The organism is Treponema primitia (genome assembly GCF_046533075.1).
In the GTDB taxonomy this organism is placed as follows: domain Bacteria; phylum Spirochaetota; class Spirochaetia; order Treponematales; family Breznakiellaceae; genus Termitinema; species Termitinema primitia_B.
Genome location: NZ_JAJQRB010000022.1, coordinates 1 through 25,951 on the forward strand (window position 1 = coordinate 1; position 25,951 = coordinate 25,951).

Genomic DNA, 25,951 nt, shown 5'->3' on the forward strand with positions numbered 1-25,951 from the left:
TGGGAGGGACCATGGAAATACCGGAAGAAGATATCAAACGATTGAAAGAGGGATTGGGAGAACTCACCGATCCCCGGCGGCCCTGGGGGAATATCAAACATAAGCTGATCGATTTGGAGGCGGACGCCCAGCGGTTCGCACAGGTGATACGCGGCCATTGGGCGATAGAAAATCAGTTGCATTGGGCCTTGGACGTTACTTTTGGGGAAGATGCCTCCCGAGCGCGTAAGGATCACTCTCCGGTAAACCTCAATATCCTGCGAAAAACGGCGCTTTCCCGGCTGAGAATGGCTGACGCCGGTAAAAAACAATTCAGTATTCATCGCAGGATGTTCAAGGCTTCCATGAATAAGAATTACTTCTTTACCGTCCTTTTTGGAAAGTAAATGCTTTTGCCCTGTTGCCATGTTGATACAGATCTCCCCATCGGACTTGGTTACTCCTTGTTTTCTTTCCGCTCAATCATTGATTCAAGCATATCCGCTATTAATTTCCGGTCTCTCATGCTTACTTTGTGTAAATTGCGGGTGATTTTTCGGATTTCCTGCGGAATTTGCTGTTCTTCACCCATAACGAGATATTCTACGGTAACCCCCAGGGTACGGGCAATTTTGACTGCGGCGTCAGCCGCCGGTATTGCGGCATTTATGGTCCTGAGATAGTTATCAATTGCCCTTTTCTGTACACCGGATAAGGCGGCCAATTCTTTAACGGCCATATCATTGAATTCCAATTCTGATTTCAAATTTTCTCTAAAGCCCATACTGCTTGAAATATTACTTACAAAAGGGTATTTCATAGTTGACAAAACACCTTATAAGGTATATTTATTAATAATAAATTGCCTTTTCAGCGTAAACGTTAGGTTTCTTATCTTTGTTTGGCAATATTTGGAAAGAAATTTGGCTATAGAAAAGCCAAAAAAACGCCGGTTTCTCTTAGGAGACGTTTCGGAGGTTGTTATGAACAATATTTGTCACGCCATATTAATATGGTATAGACGAATATGGTATGCTTTTCGCGCTTATATTTTAGAAAAGCCTCGCGGATTAGATTTTCATCAGCGAAATCAAAAATTAAAGGTTAAGGGGAAAAATCATGGTTATGCCATAACTCCGGAAAGTCATTTAAAACAAATTTTCTCAGTATTAAACATCACTGAAAAAAACAGTTTCCTGGATATTGGTTGCGGAAAGGGTTTTGTATTGACCTATGCCGCAAAATATCCATATCAAAAAATTATGGGAATAGAAATAGATCCCAAAACAGCGGAAATTGCACGTAAAAATATATTGATACTTAACCTTGATAACCGTATTAATATATCTATTGCGGATGCGACAAATTATGCCTATGATGAATATGATCATTTCTTTTTATATAATCCATTTCCCGGATCAATATTAAAAATTGTAATCGAGCGTATACTTGAAAGTCTAAACACGAAACCACGTGAAATAACAATAATATATTTTCATCCATCTGATCACAATGTATTGATGGATACTGGCCGGTTTAAAGTTGTGGAAAAATTACATAGCTTAATAAAAGATTATGATACATATATTTATAAAAACATATGAAATAATTAAAGTTTAGCACCCCTCCCCTCCCACCCCGGCATGTGAACTCCTCTAAGGAATCCCCCTCTTCGTACTCTGTGACACCGGCGGGCGTGGGGAGGAGTGCACCTGGCTTCATGTATGTGGAATTCCCTGCTGGAGGAGACCTACTGGGCTCCGCAAGCAGACTCTACACGCACATGAAGCCAGGTGCACTCCTCCCCACGCCCGTTTTTGCCGATAGAGATATCTGCATTAATTTTGCATCAATATGGAAACACATATTGACACAGATAACAAATATTAGATAAACTTGAAATATGTATAGGACTTCGGACCATCATCACCATCAGGGATACCCATTCACCCCGGAGTCCGGCGCTTTATAAGCGTTAAAACGGTAACATAACCGTGGATTCTCCGGAGTCCACGGTTTTTTTTTGGAGAAAAATATGGATAAACTACGGATTTTGATTCCCAAGGGACGGATTTTTGACAACGTTTCCAGGCTCTTTGCTGAGGCCGGATTCCCCATTTACCTTGCGGACCGGACCTACAGGCCGGTGATCGCCGACTGGCTGGATGCCAAGATCATGAAGCCCCAAAATGTGGGTGATCTGCTGGAAATGGGGAGCCACGATGCGGGGTTCACCGGCATTGATTGGATTAAGGAAAGCGGCGCCGATGTGGTGGAGCTCCTGGACCTGGGCTTGGACCGGGTGCGGATCGTGGCGGCGGTTCCCATAGGCCTGGACGACGCAAGCCTCAAAACAAAGACGCTGGCGGCGGCTACCGAATATGTGAATATCGCCGAAGGCTGGCTTAAAAGCCGGGGTTACAACTACCGCATACTCCGTACTTACGGCGCTACCGAGGTTTTCCCTCCGGACGACGCGGATATGATCATCGATAATACCTCCTCGGGCCAAACCCTGAAGGATAACGGCCTGCGGATCATCGCTACAATTCTGGAATCCTCTACCCGCTTTGTAGCTTCCCGGGCGGCCATGGCGGACCCGGAAAAACGGCTGCGTATTGAAGAACTGGCAATGCTCTTTAAGGCGGTGCTGGACGGCCGGGATAGGGTGATGCTGGAAATGAATGTCCCCAAAGACCGGTTCCCGGCTATGGTTGCCGGGCTTCCCGCCATGAAGAGTCCCACCGTGGCGCCCCTCTATGGGGATGAGGGGTACGCGGTGAAGATTGCGGTAAAGAAAAACGAGGTTCCTGATATTATCCCCCGCTTAAAGAGACTCGGCGCCGTGGATATTGTGGAGTACGATTTAAGGAAAGTGGTTCCTTGAAAATAGGAGGTGAATGATGGCGAGGATTGCGGAGATTACCAGGGCGACGCGGGAGACGGATATTACCATACGGCTGAACCTGGACGGGACCGGGGTGGCGAAATTGGACTATCCTATCGGGTTTATGGTGCATATGCTCAATACCTTTGCCCGGCACGGCTTGTTTGATCTGGAGATCCGGGCCCGGGGAGACCTGGAGGTGGATCAGCATCACCTGGTGGAGGACACAGGAATAGTGTTGGGCCAATGTTTTGCAAAAGCTCTGGGGGAAAAGCGGGGGATACGGCGGGTAGGGAGCTGTCTCTACCCTATGGACGAAACACTGTCCCGGGCGGCGGTGGATGTTTCCGGCCGGGCCTTCCTGATATTTGGCGTCCAGCTTTCGGGGATACCCCTGGTGTCGGCTCCCGCCGGTTCTGCCTCCAGCTCCGCTGCGGTGTCCACCTTCCAGACCGATACCATCGAGGATTTCTGGCAGGGTTTCGTTGCGGCGGCGGCAGTAACCCTGCACCTGGATATACTCCGGGGCAGGAGCGATCACCACAAAATAGAAGCGCTGTTCAAGGCCGCAGCCCGGGCGCTCCGGGAGGCGTCGGAAATCGATCCCCGCTTACCGGACATGATCCCCTCCACAAAGGGCGTACTGGCATGATTGGTGTGATTGACTATGGCGCCGGCAATCTGGGTTCGGTGATGAACGCCCTGAAACGGCTGGGACTTAAAAGCAGCTTTGTTAAAGGTCCGGAGGAGTTAGCCGGCGGGGGCGCTAAAGCGCCTTACGAAAAGATCCTCTTCCCCGGTGATGGCCACTTTGCCACCGCCATGGCCTCCCTGGAAAAATCCGGCTACGCCGATGCCCTGCGGGAATGGATCCGGGCGGATAAGCCCTTCCTGGGGATCTGCATCGGCCTCCAGCTTTTGTTTGACAGCTCCGAGGAGGCGCCTCCGGTTGACGGTAAGCCCATACCCGGCCTGGGGGTGATCCCCGGTACGGTAAAGCGCTTCCCCGGACGTAAGGTTCCCCAGATCGGCTGGAACCAAACCCAGGCCAGATCCGGCTCCAAGCTATTCCGGGACCTGCCGGAAAATTCATTTTTCTACTATATACATTCCTACTACACGGCCCCGAATGATGATTCCGCCGCAGCCGCCTGGGCCGAATACTATGTGCGTTACTGTTCCGTGATAGAGCGGGGCGCCCTGGCCGCTGTCCAATTCCACCCCGAAAAGTCCGGCGCCCTGGGACTGAAGCTGCTGGAAAACTGGGCCAAGTAAAGGAGGCGTTTATATGCAAGCCAAACGAATAATCCCCTGTCTGGACGTAGACGATGGCCGGGTGGTTAAGGGAATAAAGTTCAAGGGTATACAGGATGCCGGAGACCCGGTGGAGCTGGCCCGGCGCTACAACGACCAGGGGGCGGACGAGCTCACCTTCCTGGACATTGGCGCTTCCTATAAGAGCCGCGCAACTTTACTGGACGTGGTCCGTCAGGTGGCGGCGGAGGTGTTTATCCCTCTCTGCGTGGGCGGCGGCATACGAACCGTGGAAGATATGCGGGAAGCCATGAACGCCGGGGCGGACAAGGTTTCGGTCTGTACCTCGGCCTTACAGAACCCCGGCCTTATTACCGAAATGGCAAAGGCCTACGGGAGCCAGTGCGTGGTACTGTCCATAGACGCCGCCCGTGCCGGAACTACCCCCGGCGGCAAACCCTACTGGAATGCCTATTCTCACGGCGGCCGCGAGGACACCGGGCTGAATGCGGTGGAGTGGGCGATACGGGCGGTGGAACTGGGCGTGGGGGAAATACTCCTCAACTCCATTGACGCCGACGGTACCGGGGCGGGCTACGACCTGGAACTGACCCGGATCATCCTGGAAGCTGTCCCGGTTCCGGTAATAGCCTCCGGTGGGGCGGGGACCCTGGACCAGATCGCGAACGTATTGCTGCCCCCCGGGGAACAGAGCGGCGATCAATGGGGTAACGCTGATGCTGCCCTGGTAGCATCGCTGCTGCACTTTGGAAAGACCACGATTCCCAAAATAAAAAAATACGCCGAATCAAAAGGAGTGTGTGTCAGATGGTAATCGCTTCTATAGATGTGCAGGGCGGCAAGGTCGTCCAGCTAAAACAGGGTTCAGAATTGGTGTTACAGCGGGATAACCCCGAAGAGCTGGCAGCGGAATTTGACCGCTATGGTGAAGTGGCGGTGATCGACCTGGACGCCGCCATGGGTAAGGGAAACAACGCGGATCTTATCAAACCCCTGCTCCGCACGGCGCAGTGCCGGGTGGGCGGAGGGATCAGAACCCCCGAACAGGCCCGGGAATTGGTAAGCCTTGGCGCACAGAAAATTATCCTGGGCTCCTCGGTGTTTCGTACCGGCGGGGAATTCCTCGTTAATAAAACTTTTCTTGAAGCCATGGTTAAGGCCATAGGCCGGGAACGGATCATCGTTGCGGTGGACGCCAAGAGTGTCGGATCGGGAAACTACGAGATTGTTGTGGACGGCTGGAAAACTCCAACCGGCCTGGACCTTATTGAAAGCGCCAAGGCGGTGGAGCCCTACGTATCGGAACTCCTCTTTACCTGCGTGGACCGGGAGGGTACCATGACCGGCATCGACCTGGGCCCGGTAAAAAAACTGCGGGAGGCCGTTTCCTGCGGCATTACCGCCGCCGGCGGTGTCTCCACCCTGGAAGAAATCGAATCCCTGGCCGCCCTTAACTGCGATGTTCAGTTGGGTATGGCCCTCTACACGGGTAAAATAAAACTCGCCGACGCCTTTATCGCCTCCCTCAACTGGAAAAAAGCCGCTTCATCGGAAAATGCCGCCGCGCTTCTCCCGGTAATAGCCCAGTCCCCCGACGGCCAGGTCCTGATGACCGGCTTCACGAACCGGGAAGCGCTGAGCGAAACCTTCAAGCGGGGCAGCCTCTGTTTCCACAGCCGCACCCGTAACAAACTCTGGATGAAGGGTGAGAGTTCCGGAAACACACTAAAACTGCTGCATCTCCGCGCCGACTGTGACCGGGACGCCATCCTCGCCGTGGTGGAGCCCGCAGGCCCCGTCTGCCACACCGGCGCCTGGACCTGCTTCGAGACCGGCCGCCGCTACACCTGGGAATACCTCCAGGCCATTATCGCCGAACGGTTCCGCAACCCCGCTCCGGGCTCTTACACCGCCACCCTGGACGACGAACTGGTCCGGGAAAAGGTGCTGGAGGAAGCCGAGGAAGTCTGTACCGCCAAAACCCACGACGAAATCGTCTGGGAAGCGGCGGACCTCCTGTACTTCACCACCGCCCTCATAACCCGCTCCGGGGTTGAGGTGGGGGAGGTACTGGATGAACTGGACCGGAGGCACAAAAAATGAACTTGCCAATGTATCCCAAATGTGATACACTTATATTAGGAAGTAATTAATATGAGAAATATACAAGCCAGACCGGTACGGGACTTGCGGAATCATTATGCTGAAATAGAATCCTTGCTCGAAAACCATGATCCGGTAATTATTACTAAAAACGGGCGGGGAGCGGCGGTTCTTATCAATATCGAAGATTATGCCAAAATGGAAGAATACCAGCATATTATGTACATAGAGGAAAAGCTGCAGGAAGCGGAAAAAGAAGAAGCTTCCCCGGGAGCTGTTTGGGAAGACTATAGGAATGTCTTTAGGCGCTTGAAAAAGAAATACCATGGCCTATGAGGTAAAACTTTTAAAACGAGCGATTGAGGATATAGATGGCATCTGCCAGTATTTATCCCAATTCTATCCCGGTACATCAGGCAGATTTCTTGATGATCTTGAACGGGCAATAGAAGGTCTTGCTCAGAATCCCTATATGTATGTTGAGTATGAAAACAATAAAACATACCGCAGGATGATAGTTAATGACTATCTGGTGTTTTATAAAACCTTTAAAACCGGTAAGACAATCCGGATCTACCGGGTTTTGCATGGAAAAAGAAATATTGAGGCGTTTTTAAAATGAGTAGTTATTGGAATGATCGCGTTAAAAAACTGGACCCCTATGTGCCGGGCGAACAGCCCCGGGACGGACAGTTTATCAAGCTGAACACCAACGAGAACCCCTATCCGCCCTCACCAAAGGTGATAGAGGCGATACGGAAGGTTCTTTCCGACGGCCCCGCCATGGGGGATCGGCTCCGGTTGTACCCCGACCCCGGCTGCCGGGAACTGCGGGAGGCTATCGCTGGGCGGTATGCCGTTAAGCCCGATCAGGTCTTTGCGGGCAACGGTTCCGATGAGGTTCTGGCTTTTGTTTTTGGAGCATTTTTTAACAGTAATACTGCGTTACCAATACTGTTTCCCGATATTACCTATAGCTTTTACCCGGTCTATGCGGGGCTTTGGAACATCCCCTTCCGTACCATCCCATTGACGGAAGATTTTTCTATCAACAGTGATGATTATCTTGTGCCCTCCGGCGGGGTGATCTTTCCCAACCCCAACGCTCCCACCGGCCGGACCCTGCCCCTTCGGGACATACTGGCAGTGGCAGGCTATCAGAAAAAGCAGAACCGGGTGGTGGTCATTGATGAAGCCTATGCCGCTTTTAGCGGTCCCGCCGGGGATGAGTCGGCGGTTCCCCATATTCAGGAGTATCCCAACCTTCTTACGGTCCACACCTTTTCAAAGATGGGTTCCCTTGCGGGGCTCCGGGCCGGTTTCGCCATAGGCAGTGAGGAGCTCATCGAAGGGCTCTGCCGTGTCCGGGACTCCTTCAACTCCTACCCCCTGGACCGCCTTGCCCAGGCCGGGGCTGCCGCTGCTATCAGGGATACTGCCTATTATGACGGGATAACACAAAAAGTAATCGCCACCCGGGAACGGACCGCCGCCGCCCTCATCACCCTGGGCTTTAGGGTGATCCCCTCCGGGGCGAATTTCCTTTTTGTCAGCTCTCCCAAAAAAACCGGCCCGGAGTTATTCGCCGCCCTCCGTGAGCGGGGCATCCTGATCCGGCACTTCAACAAGCCCCGTATCGTAGATTTCCTCCGGGTCAGTATCGGTACCGATGAAGATATGGACGCTTTTCTCAAGGCCTGCGGGGAGATTGCTTTTGACTAAAATTTGTGGTATATTTTAACAGCAGAATAGTTCCCAGGAGGCTTACATGATCATCGGTTCTGTGGAAAATCACCGCAGCCGTGAAGGGGGCGCCATGGTGTACCCCGTTTATTCCCGCCGGTCCAAGGGTCTTTCTGTCGGGATCAATCTTTTCCCGGATCGTAAGGTTTGTACCTTTGACTGTCCCTACTGCGAGGTTTTCCCTTTTCAAACTGATATTAGTTTTTCTGTGGATACCATGGCAGAAACACTGCGTGGGGTTCTTGCCGAAGCTCGCGATCGGTCTGAAACGGTGAGGGATATCTGTTTTTCCGGTAACGGGGAACCCACGGTTTCCCCGTTTTTCCCTGCGGCCCTGGAAGCGGCTGCCCAAATCCGCTCTGAGCTTGTTCCTCAGGCTGCCCTGGTACTAATTACCAATGGTACGGGCTTGCTGAAAGACGAAACCTTTGAGCTTCTGCGCTGCGCCGCCGCCGGTTCTGAAGCCCTGAACATCTGGCTCAAACTGGACGCCGGTACCGAAGGCTGGTACGCCCAAATGGATTGTTCCGCCGTACCCTATGACCGTTTAATTGCCGCAATAAAAGCCTTTGCGCGTACCGCCCCTTTTACCCTCCAGACCATGATCTGCGCCATAAACGGCGCCCCGCCGCCGCCGCCGGAAGCCGCAGCATGGGAACGTCTCGCCCTGGAATTGGCCGCCTCGGGCCGTATCGCTGCCTTCCAAATCTACGGTAAAGCCCGGCCAAGCCCCGGTGATCCCACCGCATCCTCCCTGCCGGCGCCGGTCCTGGAAGAACGCGCCGTCTCCCTTAGAGCCGCCCTGAACGCCGCCGGCCTGTACAGACCGGATGGAAAGCCCATCCCGGTGGAAGTTTTTTTATAAAACACTAAAGCCAAAATCATGGATCGCTCCCTAACCGGATTAGGAAGTATACGGTGGGGAAAAGTATACCTTTTTTCGGCTGCCCCATCTCCATTCAGCTTTGCATTAGCCTAATTCGTTATGGTATAAGGAACTGTCAAATTCTTAAAAAGCTCGAAAAAAAAATTAAACGAGACTAACATTATTGACAATTCTAATTACATATCGCTATACTAAAGATATGTATAAAGGAGATCACAGGTATTCGTAGATTACCTGCTCTTGTCAGTTTTTAGGAGGGTCCTACATAAATGAGGAAAATGTTGGTTTTTTTATTGCTCCTTGCAGTAGCAGGGAGCATGTTTGCGGTAGACTTGGGTGATGGTTTCGAAGTCACCGGCGAAGTCATATCCGGTCTCGGCATCTTCACGGAGGATGACGGAATAGCGAACGGTGATGATAACTATGTTATGGCATGGAACGATGATGGCGAATATAGTTTCCGCGGGCGGTTGAATCTCGGCTGGACAGGTGATATAGGCGGAACAAAGGTTCAGCTTGAGTCATGGGATACCTATGGTGTCACCCTCTCAAAAGCCTTCGGCTGGGTTAATCTGTTCGGCGATAAAGTCGTAATCTGGGGCGGACACGGTGTTGATGACATCTACGCTACCGGGGGTGTTGTCGATGAATTCATCGATAGCGGTGATATGGTTCGTTTAGAACTACGTCCGATTGACGGCCTAAGCCTTTCTTATGGTTTTCCCATTTCTCCTCTTTTTTCTCCGGATGAGGATTCGGGGGTACGTTCACTAAACGATATTCTTGGCGGTTCATGGTTTGGCGCTAAGTACTCGAACGATATTTTTACTGCCCTTGCGTCCTTCCGGCTGGATTCTGGCCGGAAAGGCGCAGTGTACTATTGGTCTGACACAGATTTAGATGGCGAAGTCGACACATTAGTTCATCATGAAGTACCTTTTACTGATCCCCTTTCTGGTGAAACTTATGAGAAAAGCGACAGCTATTTAGAAGCCATGTTTGCATTACAGGTTCCCGACATTTTACCCGTGGGTATTGACATCACCGGTGTATACCAGAGCGGCGCCGAGGGGTATTTCCGCATAGCCCCGGCAATATCGTTTGAAGCCGATAAGTTTGGTGTATACATCGAAGGTGATATCGACATTGACCTCAGTGACGATGGTGAAACGCCTACTTCTGAGTTTGCATACTTTGGTACCAGGAAAGCGGATATTCCACTCGCAAACCCCTCGGCAAGTGAGGGTGATCCTTCTATCGGCATTGAGCTGGGCGTCGAGTACCAACTTACCGATAGTATCGGTGTGTATCTTGCAATCGGTTCGGACAACGTTCATTATCTGGCCGGTAATGGTATTTTTGTCAAGCCGGGCGCCGTATTCGAATTTAGCCCGAACATCAGCATCGAAATCTTTGACAAGTTTGGTAATTTGGGCGCCGGGGATGTTAAAAACTCCGAGGATAAGAACTTTTTTACAAACCAGTTCCAGATCGATTTTGTCTGGAGCTTCTAATCTAACCCGCGCCGTTTACCGGCGTTAGCAGCACAGCTTTTAACCGGTTCCTTAGGGAGCCGGTTTTTTTATGCGATCCGGCGTTTCCCATATTGACATTTCCCGCCAACCTATTGCATACTAATCTACGAAAGGAAAATAGATTGAAAGGTTCCGTGATGCTAAGAACAGATAAAACCCCCTCTTTTATGCAGGCCTACTATTATTATTTTTATCTGTCCTCGAATGCGGAGCCGGCGGCCTTTGCCTAGACTAGGGCTGTAAACCTTGTAAACCAGGGAGACTCCGGGGCAATAAAATTGCCAAGGGGCCTCCCTTTTTTTATTTCTAATAAGGGGTTATGCGAAACTTCGTTTCGCTTCGATTAAACTGTGCGGCAGCCGCCACACTAATAAGGAGTTATGTGTCATGATTATTGCTATTAAACCGGGAACTACAAAAGAGGACATCCGGGCTTTTATCGCCCGGATGGAAAGCCAGGGGGTTAAGGTTGATTACTCCGAGGGGGCGTCCCAGACCGTTCTGGGTCTTGTGGGGGATACCACGGGGATCAGCGAGGAGACCCTTTCGGCCCACCATCTGGTGGAAAAGGTTATCCGGGTACAGGAGCCCTATAAGCGGGCCAACCGGATGTTTCATCCCCAGGATACGCGGATCGATATTCCCGCGGCCGATGATTCACCGCGCAGCATAGGCGGCGGGCAGTTGGGGATCATCGCCGGGCCCTGTTCGGTGGAGACCCGGGAACAGATTGTGGCGGTAGCCCGGGCGGTAAAGCAGGCCGGTGCGGGTTTCCTCCGGGGAGGCGCTTTTAAACCACGGACCAGCCCCTACAGTTTCCAGGGGCTGGGCTGCGAAGGGCTGGACCTGCTCCTGGAGGCGAAGAAGGAGACCGGGCTGCCCATTGTGACCGAGCTCATGGCTATTCATCAACTGGAACTTTTTGATGAGGTGGACGTCATCCAGATAGGCGCCCGGAACATGCAGAACTTTACCCTCCTTAAGGAGCTTGGCTGCTGCCGCAAACCTATACTGCTTAAACGGGGCTACGCCTGTACGATAACGGAACTGCTCATGGCTGCGGAGTACATCATGGCCGGGGGGAATGATAAGATCATCCTCTGCGAACGGGGCATACGCTCCTTCGACAGCTTTACCCGGAATGTGCTGGACCTGGCGGCCATCCCGGCGCTGAAAAAGAAGAGCCACCTGCCGGTGATCGTGGACCCCAGCCATGCCACGGGTCTCGCCTGGATGGTGCCCGCCATGGCCAAAGCCGCCTTGGCAGCCGGAGCGGATGGCCTGATCATTGAGGTCCACAACAATCCTGAGGCGGCCCTCTGCGATGGAGAACAGTCCATCACCCCGGATCAATTCGGAACCCTCATGACGGTCCTGCGGAAGTACGCAGCCCTGGAAGAGAAAACACTATGAGCAGGGTCCAAGATACAAGAATTTTTAACCGCAAAGTCGAAGAAGGGAAGATGGGAAGGTAGGAGAAGAAATGAAACCAATCGAAGACTGCACTGTGGGCATAGTCGGCTTGGGCCTCATGGGCGGCGCAATGGCCCTGGCTCTCCGTCCCTTGAAACCGGCGAAGATACTGGCCTTAGAGACGGACCGCCTAACCCTGGATGCCGCCAAGGCCGATGGGGTTATCGACGACGGCTGGCTGGCCGGGGAAGATGGTGACGAACAAACAGCAGTAATGCTGAACCGCTGCGATCTGGTGTTCCTCTGCCTCAACCCCGCTACGCTGATCCGGTTTATGGGCAGATGGATGGGAGCATTTCGTTCAGGATCGCTCATAACGGATATTGCCGGCATAAAAGGGAACATTGTTGCTGCGGTAGAGCGGACCCTGCGGCCGGACCTGGACTTTATTCCCGGCCACCCCATGGCGGGGAGCGAGAAGGGAGGTTTCGCCCAGGCGAAGCGCTGCAGCTTTCAGGGGAAGAACTACATCCTTACCCCCCTTAAGCGGAATAAGAGGGAGAACCTGGACTTTCTGAAGGCTCTCATCCACGGCATGGGTTTTGGACGGATCACCGAAACTACGGCGGAGGAACACGACCGGAAGATAGCCTTTACATCCCAGCTCTGCCACGTCATTGCCGCCGCTCTTATCGACTGCGAGGCGGATAGGGAAATTACCCGGTTCGGCGGCGGCAGCTTCGAGGATCTTACCCGCATAGCCATGCTTAACGCCCCCATGTGGACCGAACTCTTCCTGGAAAATAAAACAGAATTACTGCGGCGTATAGAACAGTTTGAAGGAAGCCTCGATGCCTTAAAGACACTTATCGCAGGCGATCAGGGGGAAGCCCTGGAACAGCGGCTGGCTACGGTGCGGGACAGGCGGGCCGCCATGAACGGGTAGATAAAAGAGGAAGAACATTTAACCGCAAAGGAGAATATGGCGCACAAAGTATTTAAAAGAAAATATTTTCTTTTCTTTTCCCCTCCCCCCCCCTTTTATTTGCCTTCTGCGACTTTGTGGTTAAAATTCCTAATTATCGGCGACCAGTTTGCCCTGTTTTTCCAGGGAACCTATGAACGCCGTGCTTCCCACAAGCAGGGCAAGGCAGATGGCAAGGATACAGGGGTAAAGGGTCATGCTGACCCGCGAAATGACCAGTCCGGTAAACATGGGGGTAAGGGACGCGCCTATATACGAGACGGCAAACTGCCAGCCCATGATGGCCTGGGAAATCACTATACCGAAACGCCGGGGTGTTTCGTGGAGCATGGATGGGAAAACAGGAGCATAGCCAAAACCGATAAGAAGAAATGCAAGGAAGGAGAATATAAGCGGCAGGGGCAGGACGAGAAGGATAATTCCCAGGGCGACAAAGAGACAGCCCAGGAAGATCAGATTTTTATTGCTGAGGAAGGCGCTTATCAGGCCAGAAATAAAACGGCCGAAGGTAAGGCTCATAAAATAAAGGGACAGCCACTGGGCGGCGGTATGGGCGCCCACACCTTTTTGCATGACGAGATAGGTGGGACCCCATATATTGATAATTCCCTCCAGGGATACATACGAAAAAAACGCCAGCAGGGCAGCTTTAACCCCGGGGATACGAAAGATGTTTCTCCGAACCTTTGTTTCCGCCTTTTCCGTGATGTCCGGGTTTTTAATTTCAAAGGGCTTCCACAGAAACAGTGTGGCTGCCAGGACCAGTACAATACCCCATTGTATTATGGAGATTGTCCGGTACCCGTGGCGCCACTGGTCGCCCTGAGAGATGAACCAGGACATGATCACCGGGCTCAGGCCGGCGCCTATGCCCCAGAAGCAGTGGAGCCAGTTCATGTGCCGGGCCTTGTAGTGGAGGGCCACAAAATTATTCAGCCCCGTATCAATGGCGCCGCCGCCCAGACCCAGGGGCAGGGCAAAAATGAAGAACCAAAAAAACGACGGCATGAAGCTGAATCCCAGGAGCCCCGCTGCGGTTAGGGCCACGGACACCGCCGTTACCCGGCTGGTTCCAAAGCGCCGTATTACGCGATGGCTAAAGAGGCTGGAGATGACGGTGCCCCCGGTAATGGCTGCGGAGGCCAGCCCGGCGAAGTAGAGGGGTACGCCGAAGTCCCGGTGCATCACCGGCCAGGCGGAACCCAAAAGCGAATCCGGCAGGCCCAGGCTGATAAAGGTAAGATAGATGATACACAGTAAAAGTGTTGCCATTATTTTACAACGATATTAACAAGCTTATCCGGCACGGAAATGACCTTAACAATGCTCTGCCCTTCGGTCCACTTGAGAATCCCCGGCAGGGCCAGGGCGGTCTTTTCAAGCTCTTCCCTGGACGTCCCCGCCGCGGCGGTAAACTTATCCCGGATCTTGCCGTTCACCTGGGCCACCACGGTAATTTCGTTGTCCGCAGTAAGCTTCTCGTCCCAGACGGGCCAGGTTCCCCGGGACACCGAACCGGTGTGTCCCAGCTTTTCCCAGAGCTCTTCCCCCAGGTGGGGCGCGTAGGCGCTTATCATCAGTACCAACGGCTCCCAGAGGCTGCGCGGGACCTCCTCCAGTTTCGCCAGCTCGTTGGAATAAACCATCATCTGGCTGATAGCGGTATTAAAGTTCAGTGTTGCCGTGTCCCTGCTTACCTTCCGGATAGTCTTATGAAGCAGCCGCACCAGGTCTTCGTTCCCGGCGCCGTTGCTTACCGGTCTTTCAGCGATAGCCCAGAGCCGTTCCAGGAACCGGGACACCCCGACAAGCCCCGCGGTGAGCCAGGGCTTTGTCACTTCCAGGGGGCCCATGAACATCTCGTAGACCCGCATAGAATCGGCGCCGTAATTTTTCACGATATCGTCGGGGTTGATCACATTTCCCCGGCTTTTGCTCATCTTCAGGTTATCTTCACCAAGGATCATCCCCTGGTTAACCAGCCGTTGGAAGGGCTCCTTGGTATTGACCAGCCCCAGGTCGTAGAGGACCTTGTGCCAGAAGCGGCTGTAGAGCAGGTGCAGCACCGCATGTTCAACACCGCCCACATAGAGGTCCACCGGCGCCCAGTAATCAATCTTATCCTTTGCGGCAAAAGCAGTACTGTTATCCGGGTCCAGGTAGCGCAGGTAATACCAGCAGGACCCCGCCCATTGGGGCATGGTGTTGGTTTCCCGCTTGGCGGGGCCGCCGCACTTGGGACAGGTGGTGTTCACCCAATCGGTGATCCCCGCCAGGGGGGATTCCCCGGTACCGGTGGGAGTATAAGACTGGACATCGGGCAGCCGCAGGGGCAGTTCAGTTTCGGACAAGGGTACGATGCCGCAGTGATCGCAGTGGACCAGCGGAATCGGCTCCCCCCAGTAACGCTGCCGGCTGAAGATCCAGTCCCGCAGCTTGTAGTTCACCGCCTTCTTTCCCAGGCCCTGCGCCTCGACCCAGGCGGTAACTTTGGTCTTAGCTTCCACCGTGGGGAGCCCGGTAAACTCGCCGGAATTTACCGACCAGCCGTCGGCTACCGTACACTCGGTTGGCTCTGCGGAGTAATCCTGTCCGGGCGCGGGTTTTTCGTTGGATACCACTTGGATGATGGGCAGCTTAAAAGCCTTGGCAAAATCCCAGTCCCGTTCGTCGTGGGCGGGAACCGCCATGATAGCTCCGGTTCCGTAGGAAATAAGAACATAGTCCGCTATCCAGATGGGTATTTTTTTTCCGTTCACCGGGTTTATGGCATAGGCGCCGGAGAAAACCCCGGTTTTCTCCTTTGCTAAATCGGTCCGTTCAAGATCACTCTTCTTTGCCGCCCCTTCAATATAGGTGTTCACCGCAGTTTTTTGGTCCGGCGTAGTAATCTTGTCCACCAGGGTATGTTCCGGCGAGAGGACCATGTAGGTCGCCCCAAAGAGGGTGTCCGGCCGGGTGGTGTAAATCTCCAGGGCGTCGCTATGCCCGTCAATCCTAAAGCTGACATTTGCGCCCTCGGAGCGGCCTATCCAGTTCCGCTGCATCAGCTTGACCGGTTCCGGCCAGTCCAGGCCGTCCAGGTCTTCCAGGAGCCGTTCCGCATAGGCGGTGATCTTCAATATCCACTGGCGTATGCGTTTCCGGGTTACCTTGGTTCCGCAGCGGTCACAGCAGCCGTCCTTTACTTCTTCGTTGGCCAACCCGGTTTTGCAGGAGGGGCACCAGTTGATGGGACTCTCCGCTTCGTAGGCCAGCCCCTTTTCAAAGAGCTTGAGGAAGATCCACTGGGTCCAGCGGTAATATTTCTCCCCGGAGGTATCAACTTCCCTGTCCCAGTCGTAGGAAAAACCCAGGGACTTAATTTGGGTACGGAAATGATTGATATTCGCCGCGGTGGTCAGCGCCGGGTGGGTCCCGGTCTTGATGGCATAGTTTTCCGCCGGCAGCCCAAAGGCGTCAAAGCCCATGGGGTGCAGCACATTGTACCCGCTCATACGCAGGTAGCGGCAGTAGATATCCGTGGCGGTATAGCCTTCGGGATGCCCCACGTGGAGCCCCTGGGCCGATGGATAGGGGAACATATCCAGCACATACCGGCGCTTTTCCTTGGGGAAAGACGGGTCCTCCACGGCCTTAAAAGTCTTATGCTCTTCCCAATACTTCTGCCACTTGGGTTCGATGGTCTCAAAGGGATATTTTGCCATGGTGATACGGACTCCTTTCGTAGTATGAGTATCATATACGGCGTCTGGGGAGCGTTTCAAGACATGCTCCACAAGATATCCCTCCTTGAAATTTCCTCCTACAATGCTTATTACTTTAATTATGGGTAGCTCACTTTCGCCTTATCGCCTTGGTAAAGCCCGGGATCGGTACAATGTCTTTAACTTCTTCAATGCCCTATCCTATGCTCTCCTTGCGGGGAACATAATTACCCTCTATGCCCTGCGGCTGAACGCATCCTCCACCATGATTGGGCTTCTCAATGCCCTGGTATATGTCTCCTACTTCTTTTTACCCCTGGGAAAGGTACTCTGTAAGGTATTTCCTATTATAAGGATCTACTCCATCGCCTGGGTCCTGCGGTCTCTGTCCATGGGGGTGGTGCTTTTCGTACCCTTTTTGGAAAGCGCGGGCCGCCATAACGATGCTCTGAAATTAACCCTCCTGGGGGTATCCTTATTCCATTTATTCCGGGGCGCCGGGCTTATCGCGAACAACCCGGTACTGGACGAATTGGCGGCAGGGCCCGACCGGGGCAGTTATATGACCATGATTCAGATTATCAACAACGCCGTGGCTATGTTCGCCAGTTTTGCCCTGGCCATGCTCCTGGGCCGGAACCCCTCGCTAATCCTCTACGCAGTTATCATGGCGGCGGGTATCGTGGGAGGGATTTTCAGCGGCGCCCTGCTCCGGGGCATTCCGGAACCGGCAAAAGACTCCGGCGGCTCAAAGGGCGGACTCTGGGCAATCACCAAAGACGCTTTTTCCAAGCCCGCTTTCCGGAACTTTATGTTCCTGTTTTTGCTGGTAGCCATGGTTTCCGCCATTACCCGGATTTTCATCGTGGTTTATGCCCGGGAAGTATTCTCCCAAAGTGACGGCATGGTTTCCCTCTACACGGTTTTCGGCGGCCTGGGCGCCCTGATGATGGGGGTGATCATCAAATTCCTGGTAGACAGGGTCGGGGCAAAACCCCTGTACCTCACCTGTATTATCGTGGGCTTTGTAAGCCTCCTTCCGGCAATTTTTTTCCCCCGGGGCGCGGTGGATAATGTCGCCTCGGTGATACCCTACCTATCCTTCCTGTTTTTTATTGTGAATTTCGGGTTCCTTGGCGCCGAAGGAATTGCCCAGACCTATTTCCTTTCCCTAATCCCTGCAGGGGGAATGCTGGATCTGGGAATTCTCTACTTTTTCATTTTCGGCATCGGCGGCGGCGGCGGATCCTTTTTGGCGGGTATCTTTCTGGATGTTTTTAACAGTATGGGGATCTCCGTATTCATCACCTTCAAAGTTCTCTTTACTATCCTTGCGTTAATCCTGGCGGTGGTCCTTATTTTCCAGAAGAAGCTGGTATCCCTGGGGTCCCTGCCCCTGAAGGGCGCCCTGGAGATCATGTTTTCATTCAAGGATCTCCGGGCTATCACCCTTCTGGATAAGCTGAAAAAAACCGAGGCCTCCGAAGAAGAGGAACTGCTCCTGGAGGCGCTTTATGAAACCCCCTCCAAGCTTGCCCTAAAGGGACTGTTGGATAAAGCAAAGTCGCCCCGGCTGGCTACCCGTTCCGACGCACTCCGTGCCGTGGGCGCCCTGGAGAATCTCGGGGAGGACGCTGAAAAAGCCCTGATGTCGGATCTGGTTAACAATCCCTTTACCACCGCCTATTTATCCGCCCGGATCCTGGGGAACCACGGATTTTTTCCCGCCGTACCGATCCTTCGGGAATTGGCAGCCTCCAAGGACTATATGCTTGCCGGGGAAGCCACGATTGCCCTGGCAAAACTGCGGGATGAGGCATTCCGGCCGGAAATTGAAAAGCTCATCGCCAAAACCAAAAATCCCCGGCTTAAGATCATGGGGGTGGAATCCCTGGGGATTTATGGTTCCCCCAATTCCCTTTCGGCGCTTATGGATATACTTCGGGTGAAGGATCCCCCGCCTTATCTCCGGGACACGGTGATCCTGGCTATGGCCAGTATCCTGGATATCCAGAACAAATTTTATCCCCTCCTGATCCGTTTTCGCGAAGATCCTTCCCTGGCGCCCACCCTTGCCCGGGATGAAGCCGAAGAAGCCTACGAACTGTTCATGTCCGGCCGCCGGGGCTGGAGGGCATCCCGGACGGAATCTGAGGGATATTTCACAACGAAACAGGCTAAAGCCCTGCAGCCTGCGATTGGAGCCTACATGAATGAATCCAAAGGCGCGGCCCTGTCGCGTTGGATCCTTGAACTTCCCCAGGATCTGATACAGGAGGTCATCCGGGTGGTCCTTTCCGAGCTTATTTTGGATGATGAATTCGCCTCCTATAACCGGCTCAAACTCCTCATCTCCCACTGGGCTGCCCATCAACTGCGGATTTTGACCAAGGACGTACTTCCCAATCCCCCTGCGCTCCGGTAAAGTAAGACAATGCGGTATAGGGGCTTATCATTTTTCATCTTTTTTATTCTGGCAAGCGTATCGCTGAGTTCCTGTTCCCGGCTTTTGGGATGGGGGGTACTGCTCTGGTCCACGGAGGATCCCGCTATCCCTTCGGGGACAGTGCTGCCGGTGTATATCAGGTCAAACATAGACCATGTATGGGTGGTGGGAATCCCCGATGCCTATAGAAAAGCGGAGCAGGACACGAATAAGTTTGAAATACCCCTCTGGCAGCTTGAGTTGAGCGGCGGGAAAAAAGCGGCGCGGACGCGGGCGGCGGAGTTTTCCGAATATGCCCGGCTCTATGCCGAGACCGCCCAGGATGGCCTGCCAATCCGGGACGATCCGGATAACGGTGCACGGAGGGTGTACCGTTTGAGGATGGGGCAGATCATCAAGATACTTGCCAAGGCCCAGGGAAATCCCGCCATAAGCGCCACCGGGGATCCCCTTCCGGGGGATTGGTACCGGGTTCTCACCGAAGACGGCGCCGTGGGGTATTGCTTCTCCTATCGGCTTAAACTTTTTGAACATACCGGAGGCGCCCTGGCGCTTACCCAGGCAGCGCCGGCTGTGGAGAAGGAAGATCCGGATCTGGATATGCTCCTGTCCCGGTCCTGGTATCCGGACTGGTACGGAACCATGATTTCCTCAAAGCGGATCGATCTGGAGGATTTGGAAAAACAGTGGCGCTTTAGTCCGTCTCCCGATACGGGGATTGCCCACATTTACCTGCCCACGGTGGATCTGAGCTTTTCCTATACGGGAATACAGGGCGCCGGGAGCCGTTCCTGGCGTTTTGAAGGGGCGCCCCTCCAGATGCACCTCCAGTCGGATACTACCCTGACGGTACAGTATACTGAAAATGGCGGCGCTCTGAAGTCGGTGATCTTTGTATCCCTCCCCATGGAATTAGGGGATCTTATTGTCCAGGAAACGGAACGGCGGGAAGCGCTGTTTCAGAATCTCTACACCCTGGGGCCGGCATTTCAAAGCACCAATTATGGGAACCTAAGCTTTGCGAGGACCGGAAAATTCACCTGGACCGGTAACAATATCCTCATACCCCAAATTATTCCTGCCTCCGCCCTGGGCAGCGGTTCCGTTAGTATGGAGCTGTTCCTGGGCCGTGAGCTGGAGGAACGGTATACCGGCGCCTTTACCCTGCAATTTGATGGGATTAGCAGTTCCGGTATAAAGGTGAATTTTATGTACATCGTAGAAGATCAGGGACTCCGGATCGAATATGTTCCCCCGGATAATCTGGAAGGGGTCACGGTGACGCGCCGGGCGGCGACCCCCACGGTGATTTACTTTTTTAAGACCGATCGTCCGCAAACGGCTGCCCCTATTCAAGCCGCAAATCCCCTGGAGTTCTGAGTCCATGGCCTTTGTTCAGTTTACCCGGGTCTCCCTGGCCTTTGCCGACAGGGATATTCTGAAGGAGGTGGGCCTCAACCTGGCTTCGGGTTCCCGGGCAGCTCTTGCGGGGGCCAACGGTTCCGGCAAGTCCACCCTGATGAAGGTTATCGCAGGGAAGCTTGCCGCCGATTCCGGTGAGCGGGCGGTCCAAAAGGGCTGCCGTATCTCCTACCTGCCCCAGTCGGGGATAGTCCACCGGGGCTCCACCCTGCGGGAAGAGGCGGAGACCGCCTACGCTGAAATTACTGCCCTGATGGGTGAAATGGAAACCATAGGCCGGACCCTGGAAAGCGCCACCACCGATGACAGCCGTACCACAGCGCTTCTGGATGAGCATCACCGCCTCCACGAGCTGGTGGAAAATTCCGGCTACTATAACCGGGATCAGAGCATCGCCATGATCCTTTCCGGTCTGGGCTTTTCCCTCGATGACCTGAACCGGCCGACGGAGGAATTTTCCGGGGGCTGGCAGATGCGGATCGCCCTGGCAAAGGTGCTCCTGGAAGCGCCGGATATACTGCTTCTGGACGAACCCACCAACTATCTGGACATTGAGGCCCGTTCCTGGCTTGAACAGTGGCTGCGCAGCTTTACCGGCGGCTACCTCCTGGTATCCCACGATCGCTACTTCCTGGACGTCACCGTCAACGAGGTCTACGAACTCTTCCAGGGACAGCTTAAGCGGTACGCCGGAAACTACAGCGCCTACGAGCAGGTCCGCCAGACCGAGCTGGACAGCCTGCTCAAACGCTACGCCGCACAGCAGGAAGAGATCGCCAAGGCGGAAGATCTGATCCGCCGCTTCCGTTACAAGGCTACCAAGGCCGCCATGGTTCAGGAGCGGATCAAGAAACTCGAAAAGATGGAACGCATAGAGATCCCCGAGTCTCTCAAAAAAATCAGTATCAGTTTTCCTAAACCTCCCCACTCAGGCCGCATAGCCATGACCCTTGAAGGCATCGGGAAAAGCTACGGTAACAGACCGATCATCGGCGGGCTGGACCTGATCCTGGAGGCGGGGGAAAAGCTCGTGGTGGTAGGCCGTAACGGCGCGGGAAAAACAACATTACTGCGCATCCTCTCCGGGGCGGACCAAAACTTTATGGGAAAGATAAGCTATGGCGCGGGCATACAGCCGGGCTACTTTTCCCAGGATGCCGCAGAAACCATGACCGGTTCACAGCAGGTCCTGGAGTACCTGGAAAAAGAGGCGCCCACGGAACTTATCCCCCGGGTACGGGACATGCTGGGGGCTTTCCTCTTCCGGGGAGACGATGTGTATAAGTCCATCTCGGTTCTGTCCGGGGGCGAAAAAAGCCGCCTGGCCCTGCTCAGGATGCTCCTCAAACCCATGAACCTCCTGATCCTGGACGAACCTACCAACCACCTGGACCTCCAGTCCAAGGACATACTCCTGGAAACCCTCAAGGGCTATAACGGAACCATCATCTTCGTATCCCACGACCGGGCCTTCATGGAAGCCCTGTCCACCAAAACTTTAGAACTATCCGCCCGGGGCCCGGAACAAGCGGCGGAGGCTCGGCTTTTCTACGGCGACTACGGCTATTACCTGGACCGGATTGGGCGGGAGACTACCGGCGACTTCACCCGCAACAGTAATACTGCGGCTGAGACTGCCCTGCCTGTAACAGAGTCCCCGGCAGAAACGGTTTCGGCGCCCCTGCCCAGGACCGTGCTGATCAAGGCCGGGTCGACCGAAGCGCCCCTTGGAGCGGCCGCCCGCCGGGATCTGGCAAAACAACGGCAGACCCTTACCCGGCGGCTTGAGCGGGAGGAAGGGGAGATCCTCAAAGTACTGGAAGCACTGGAAGCGGAGAAGGCAACCCTGGAAACAGAGCTTGCCCGGCCTGATGTTTACAGCAACGGCGAAAAGGCCCGGGCGGTAAAGGCCCGGTTGGACGGGGTAACGGCGGAACTTGAGGGGAAGAACCGGGAATGGGAAGCAAAGGCGGCGGAACTGGAACTGGCCTCGGCTGAGTAGAATGAGGCTATTTTGCCTGTTCAGCCTCAGCCTTAAGCCGGGCCTGATTTTCAACGGCGTACTCATTACACTGCTTGTCTGTAAGGCCAAAGAAAAGCTGGATGACCAGTTGAACCCCCACGAGGACAGATGGTATCAGGAAGGCGACAACAAGAAGTTTCTTCAGGGTGTCAGCGCCTTGAGCCGTATTGGCCACATACCCGGACCAATTGAGCAAGATTCCCAGCAGCTGGGCGCCGAGAGCTCCGCCAAAGGTAAGACTTACCGCATCAAAGGAATAGATCATGCCGGGCTGGTACTTCTTGTTCTTCCAGGCGCCGTACTCCACACAGTTAGGAAGCAATACCCCCATGTAGGCCAAATGACTGCCCATAAACAGGCCGCTGAGCCCAAAGAGAAAGAACAGAAGTCCGAATCGGATCGACACCGCTCCGTTTTCGGGACCTAATCCCAGGCACAGGACATAGAAAAGCAGGGTTGTAACAAGATGCAGCGCCATGGTTATACAGAAGGCCCGGTTAGAATCCTTAAAAACATGAATAGTGGGTTTAAGCAACACCGCCCCTACCACCATCATACCAGTGTTCACAAGCATTAACGTGGGGATAAAGGTACTTACTTTAAAATAGTCCCCAAAAACATACATTATCATGCCGCTCTTTACTGCATCCATGATGTACTGGATAAAGATACCCGACACGAGGATAACCGCCGCCCGGTTAGTAAGGACATTTTTAATCTGTTCCAAGAGAGGATCTGTTTTGACCGCCTTAGATACCCGCAGGTGCTCCCGGTAGCTCCCATCAGCGTTAAGCTCATATTTTTTACTCATCGCGGCGACACCGTAGAGCAGTACCACCACAAGGGCCGCAAGAACCACCGCCATCCAAAAGAAGCCGGGGGCAAGAACCCTGGCGTCCGGAACTTCTGCGTTGGGAGAAATACCGCTGAACAACTTGGCCATCGGCAGGATCGCCGCAGAAACAATAATCCGTCCCACATTGGCAAATATCATCTTAATACCCACCAGGGTTGACCGTTCTTCCACATTTTTGGTGATGTTCATGATCTGAGCCGACATAGGTATATAGCAGAGCGTTGCGGCAACAGCGCCATAGTTACCGTAGGTAATAACGGCCCATATTATCTTTGCCGTATCGCTTATCCCGGGGAAAACAGTAAAGACGCCGATAAAGAGAAGGGCGTTGGGGATGAGGGATATGAGAACCCAGGAGCGGTATTTACCCCATTTAAGATTAAAATGATCCACCGCCCATCCCATGATCATGTCGGTGATGCAGTCCCAGACCCTGGCGCCCAGCATGATAGTACCGGCAATGATCGGACTGATACCCAGAACGTTGGTATAGAAAAACATCAGGTAATACCCAAATGCAACCCAGGGAAGGTTTGTACCTATGGAACCGGCGCAATACCGAATCCTATCCCACCAGGGGAGCTTTGCATCGGGAGCAAAACTTACACGGTTATATATCTCTTCTCTAGTGGCCACAATTCCACCTCCATACGTCAAACTGATGAAATATGGTATCGTAAATCTTCCAGTATGGCAAGAAATTTCTTTTTTGTACTTTTTGCAGGCCCTTTAGGTTTCCCCTTTCGAAAATTTCCGATTTTTCTTTACAAATCTATTCCCGGGCGGTAGGATTAAAGAAGTACTTTTACGGGTACAACACATTTATGTGGAGAGGTGTACACTGAATGGAAATTACAGAAAAATTACGGGCCATGCGGCTCATGGCCGTCAATGTTCGTATAGAAACGATCCGTCAAATGATGATCATTGGGTTTGGTCACATCGGTGGTTCCATGTCAATTGCGGATGTGGTGGGAGTACTGTATGGTGGGGCGATGAACCTGGACCCCCATAATCCTACATGGGAAGATCGGGACAAACTGGTGTGTTCCAAGGGGCATGCAGGTCCGGCTATCTATGCCGCCCTGGCGCTACGGGGCTTTTTCCCCAAGGACTGGCTGGATACGCTCAACCAGCCGGGTACGAATCTGCCGAGCCACTGCGATCGTACCAAAACACCCGGCATCGACCTGACTACCGGCTCCTTGGGACAGGGGCTCTCCGGTGCAGTGGGCCTTGCCTTGGCGACCCGGGCAGACGGTAAACCCGCTTACACCTATTGTATCGTGGGGGATGGGGAATGTCAGGAAGGCCAGATCTGGGAGGCCGCCATGGTTGCAGCTCAGTACAAGCTGGATCACCTTATCTGTTTTATTGACTTTAATGACAAACAAATAGACGGAACCCTTGAGCAGGTCAACGATATTACAAATTTTGCTGAACGGTTTACCGCCTTCCGCTGGAATGTCTATGCCGTAGACGGCCACGATGCAGCGGCTATTCTGGAAGCTATTGAAAAGGCAAAGACGAATCCGGGTAAACCCTCGGTGATTGTGCTGCGTACCATCAAGGGCAAGGGTTGTGATTTTGTAGAGAAGATGGGTTATAACCACCATATTCTCATGCCCCGCGCCGAATGCGAAGCTGAAATTGCCCGGCTGCAACAGGAAGCAGCTAAAATCGAGAAGGAATAGGAAGGTAAACCATGTCTCTTACAGTTGTCTATAACGGGGACTGTGATTCCCTCACTTTAAAAGAAGTCTACAGCGGCGTCCTCACGGAGCTTATGGCAAGTGATTCCAGGATCTGCATTGGAGAAGCGGATATTGCCAACGGCATGTGGGCGCCGATCACGCAGAAAATGCGGGATACCTACCCGGACCGTTTTTACGATACGGGGATTCAGGAGGCCGACATGGTGGGCATCGCCTGCGGCTTATCCGCCGGAGGAAAGGTTCCCTATGTTCATTCCTTTGCGCCCTTTGTGACCCGCCGCACCTTTGATGTCATTTTTGTTTCCGGGGCTTACGGTAAACTCAACATCCGGCTCATCGGCTCCGATCCGGGGGTAACCGCTACCTATAACGGGGGAACCCACATGTCCTTTGAAGATGTGGGTATTATGCGTTGTATCCCCCATATGACCATTGTGGATATTACCGATGGGGCAATGCTTAAGGATGTCCTCACCCAGTCCGCCGACATATACGGTATGTTCTACTTCCGCTTTGCCAGGGGCAGCAAGCCTCCGACAATCTACGGCGACGGATCTACCTTTAGCTTTGGTAAGGCAAATCTGCTGCAGGACGGTTCGGATGTGACCATTATTGCCTGCGGTATGCTGGTACCCGAGGCTATGATTGCCGCAGAGCAGCTAAAAAGCCGGGGGATATCCGCACAGGTGGTGGATATATTTACCATAAAGCCCATTGATACCCAGCTTATCCGGGACTGCGCCGCCAAAACCGGAGCCGTTGTCACCGCCGAAAACCACAATATCATCGGCGGATTGGGGAGTGCCGTAGCTGAAACTCTGGCTCTCCATGGTCCCCTCTGCCCAATTGAAATGGTCGGCGTTCAGGATGAATTTGGTGAAGTGGGCTCCCAGAATTATCTGGTTAAACGGTTTGGGCTTGATGCCGAGACCATTGTACAAAAAACACTAACGGTCTTAAAACGCAAATAAATAGG

The 25,951-nt window shown here is 53.5% G+C and carries 23 protein-coding genes; 19 read left to right on the forward strand and 4 right to left on the reverse strand.

All coding sequences use genetic code 11. The features are described 5' to 3' along the window. Positions 1–386 (forward strand): ISAs1 family transposase (locus LQZ19_RS04260; RefSeq protein WP_411046416.1); only part of this gene is annotated, 386 nt, incomplete at its 5' end. Positions 387–436: 50 nt separating this feature from the next. On the opposite strand, the gene LQZ19_RS04265 is transcribed toward LQZ19_RS04260, so the two are convergent. Beyond that, the gene (locus LQZ19_RS04265) at positions 437–799 is read right to left on the reverse strand and encodes an XRE family transcriptional regulator (RefSeq protein ID WP_411046417.1); all 363 of its coding nucleotides are present in this window, start codon (positions 797–799) and stop codon (positions 437–439) included. Between the two features lie 103 nt (positions 800–902). Between LQZ19_RS04265 and LQZ19_RS04270 the strand changes: the two genes are divergently transcribed. From LQZ19_RS04270 to LQZ19_RS04330, 13 genes are all read left to right on the forward strand, one after another. Continuing rightward, positions 903–1,583 carry a methyltransferase domain-containing protein gene (locus LQZ19_RS04270; RefSeq protein ID WP_411046418.1) on the forward strand — a complete coding sequence of 227 codons (681 nt, stop codon included), beginning with the start codon at positions 903–905 and terminating at the stop codon, positions 1,581–1,583. 431 nt (positions 1,584–2,014) lie between these two features. Beyond that, positions 2,015–2,866, forward strand: a complete 852-nt coding sequence (gene hisG, locus LQZ19_RS04275; RefSeq protein WP_411046419.1) for an ATP phosphoribosyltransferase — start codon at positions 2,015–2,017, stop codon at positions 2,864–2,866. A 16-nt stretch (positions 2,867–2,882) separates the two neighbouring features. Continuing rightward, the gene (hisB, locus tag LQZ19_RS04280; protein ID WP_411046453.1) at positions 2,883–3,518 is read left to right on the forward strand and encodes an imidazoleglycerol-phosphate dehydratase HisB; all 636 of its coding nucleotides are present in this window, start codon (positions 2,883–2,885) and stop codon (positions 3,516–3,518) included. Continuing rightward, a complete protein-coding gene (gene hisH, locus LQZ19_RS04285; RefSeq protein WP_411046420.1) occupies positions 3,515–4,141 on the forward strand; it encodes an imidazole glycerol phosphate synthase subunit HisH in 627 nt (208 codons plus the stop codon). Before hisB ends, hisH begins: the two co-directional genes overlap by 4 nt. Before the next feature lie 13 nt (positions 4,142–4,154). Continuing rightward, the gene (gene hisF, locus LQZ19_RS04290) at positions 4,155–4,955 is read left to right on the forward strand and encodes an imidazole glycerol phosphate synthase subunit HisF (RefSeq protein ID WP_411046421.1); all 801 of its coding nucleotides are present in this window, start codon (positions 4,155–4,157) and stop codon (positions 4,953–4,955) included. Then, entirely contained in the window at positions 4,949–6,244 is a 1,296-nt protein-coding gene (gene hisE / locus LQZ19_RS04295) for a phosphoribosyl-ATP diphosphatase (RefSeq protein WP_411046422.1), read from the forward strand. Before hisF ends, hisE begins: the two co-directional genes overlap by 7 nt. A 51-nt stretch (positions 6,245–6,295) precedes the next feature. After that, positions 6,296–6,580 (forward strand): type II toxin-antitoxin system Phd/YefM family antitoxin, encoded by a 285-nt coding sequence (locus tag LQZ19_RS04300; protein WP_411046423.1) that lies wholly within the window; start codon positions 6,296–6,298, stop codon positions 6,578–6,580. After that, complete coding sequence (locus LQZ19_RS04305) at positions 6,570–6,866, forward strand: type II toxin-antitoxin system RelE/ParE family toxin (RefSeq protein ID WP_411046424.1); 297 nt, start codon at positions 6,570–6,572, stop codon at positions 6,864–6,866. Before LQZ19_RS04300 ends, LQZ19_RS04305 begins: the two co-directional genes overlap by 11 nt. After that, positions 6,863–7,966, forward strand: a complete 1,104-nt coding sequence (hisC, locus tag LQZ19_RS04310; RefSeq protein WP_411046425.1) for a histidinol-phosphate transaminase — start codon at positions 6,863–6,865, stop codon at positions 7,964–7,966. Before LQZ19_RS04305 ends, hisC begins: the two co-directional genes overlap by 4 nt. Positions 7,967–8,012: 46 nt before the next feature. After that, positions 8,013–8,852, forward strand: coding sequence for a radical SAM protein (locus tag LQZ19_RS04315; RefSeq protein ID WP_411046426.1), 840 nt, complete (start codon positions 8,013–8,015; stop codon positions 8,850–8,852). Positions 8,853–9,142: 290 nt separating this feature from the next. Then, positions 9,143–10,387, forward strand: a complete 1,245-nt coding sequence (locus LQZ19_RS04320) for a hypothetical protein (RefSeq protein ID WP_411046427.1) — start codon at positions 9,143–9,145, stop codon at positions 10,385–10,387. A gap of 408 nt (positions 10,388–10,795) precedes the next feature. Further along, on the forward strand, positions 10,796–11,821 hold the full coding sequence (gene aroF, locus LQZ19_RS04325) for a 3-deoxy-7-phosphoheptulonate synthase (protein WP_411046428.1): 1,026 nt from the start codon (positions 10,796–10,798) through the stop codon (positions 11,819–11,821). Between the two features lie 70 nt (positions 11,822–11,891). Continuing rightward, the gene (locus LQZ19_RS04330; RefSeq protein ID WP_411046429.1) at positions 11,892–12,767 is read left to right on the forward strand and encodes a prephenate dehydrogenase; all 876 of its coding nucleotides are present in this window, start codon (positions 11,892–11,894) and stop codon (positions 12,765–12,767) included. Between the two features lie 129 nt (positions 12,768–12,896). Here LQZ19_RS04330 and LQZ19_RS04335 read toward each other — a convergent pair whose 3' ends face one another. Then, complete coding sequence (locus tag LQZ19_RS04335) at positions 12,897–14,078, reverse strand: MFS transporter (protein WP_411046430.1); 1,182 nt, start codon at positions 14,076–14,078, stop codon at positions 12,897–12,899. Beyond that, positions 14,078–16,513 (reverse strand): leucine--tRNA ligase, encoded by a 2,436-nt coding sequence (gene leuS, locus LQZ19_RS04340; RefSeq protein ID WP_411046431.1) that lies wholly within the window; start codon positions 16,511–16,513, stop codon positions 14,078–14,080. Before leuS ends, LQZ19_RS04335 begins: the two co-directional genes overlap by 1 nt. Positions 16,514–16,634: 121 nt before the next feature. Here leuS and LQZ19_RS04345 point away from each other — a divergent pair, with 121 nt between their 5' ends. The 3 genes from LQZ19_RS04345 to abc-f are packed head-to-tail and all read left to right on the forward strand — an operon-like array spanning position 16,635 to position 22,383. Then, positions 16,635–18,938 carry an MFS transporter gene (locus LQZ19_RS04345; protein WP_411046432.1) on the forward strand — a complete coding sequence of 768 codons (2,304 nt, stop codon included), beginning with the start codon at positions 16,635–16,637 and terminating at the stop codon, positions 18,936–18,938. A gap of 9 nt (positions 18,939–18,947) precedes the next feature. Then, positions 18,948–20,339, forward strand: a complete 1,392-nt coding sequence (locus LQZ19_RS04350; protein WP_411046433.1) for an SH3 domain-containing protein — start codon at positions 18,948–18,950, stop codon at positions 20,337–20,339. A 4-nt stretch (positions 20,340–20,343) separates the two neighbouring features. Next, the gene (abc-f, locus tag LQZ19_RS04355) at positions 20,344–22,383 is read left to right on the forward strand and encodes a ribosomal protection-like ABC-F family protein (protein WP_411046434.1); all 2,040 of its coding nucleotides are present in this window, start codon (positions 20,344–20,346) and stop codon (positions 22,381–22,383) included. Positions 22,384–22,390: 7 nt separating this feature from the next. Here abc-f and LQZ19_RS04360 read toward each other — a convergent pair whose 3' ends face one another. After that, positions 22,391–23,896, reverse strand: coding sequence for an MFS transporter (locus LQZ19_RS04360; RefSeq protein ID WP_411046435.1), 1,506 nt, complete (start codon positions 23,894–23,896; stop codon positions 22,391–22,393). Between the two features lie 209 nt (positions 23,897–24,105). Here LQZ19_RS04360 and LQZ19_RS04365 point away from each other — a divergent pair, with 209 nt between their 5' ends. Together LQZ19_RS04365 and LQZ19_RS04370 are read left to right on the forward strand one after the other, a co-directional pair. Beyond that, the gene (locus LQZ19_RS04365; RefSeq protein WP_411046436.1) at positions 24,106–24,954 is read left to right on the forward strand and encodes a transketolase; all 849 of its coding nucleotides are present in this window, start codon (positions 24,106–24,108) and stop codon (positions 24,952–24,954) included. A gap of 11 nt (positions 24,955–24,965) precedes the next feature. Continuing rightward, complete coding sequence (locus LQZ19_RS04370) at positions 24,966–25,946, forward strand: transketolase family protein (protein WP_411046437.1); 981 nt, start codon at positions 24,966–24,968, stop codon at positions 25,944–25,946. Positions 25,947–25,951 lie beyond the last annotated feature (5 nt).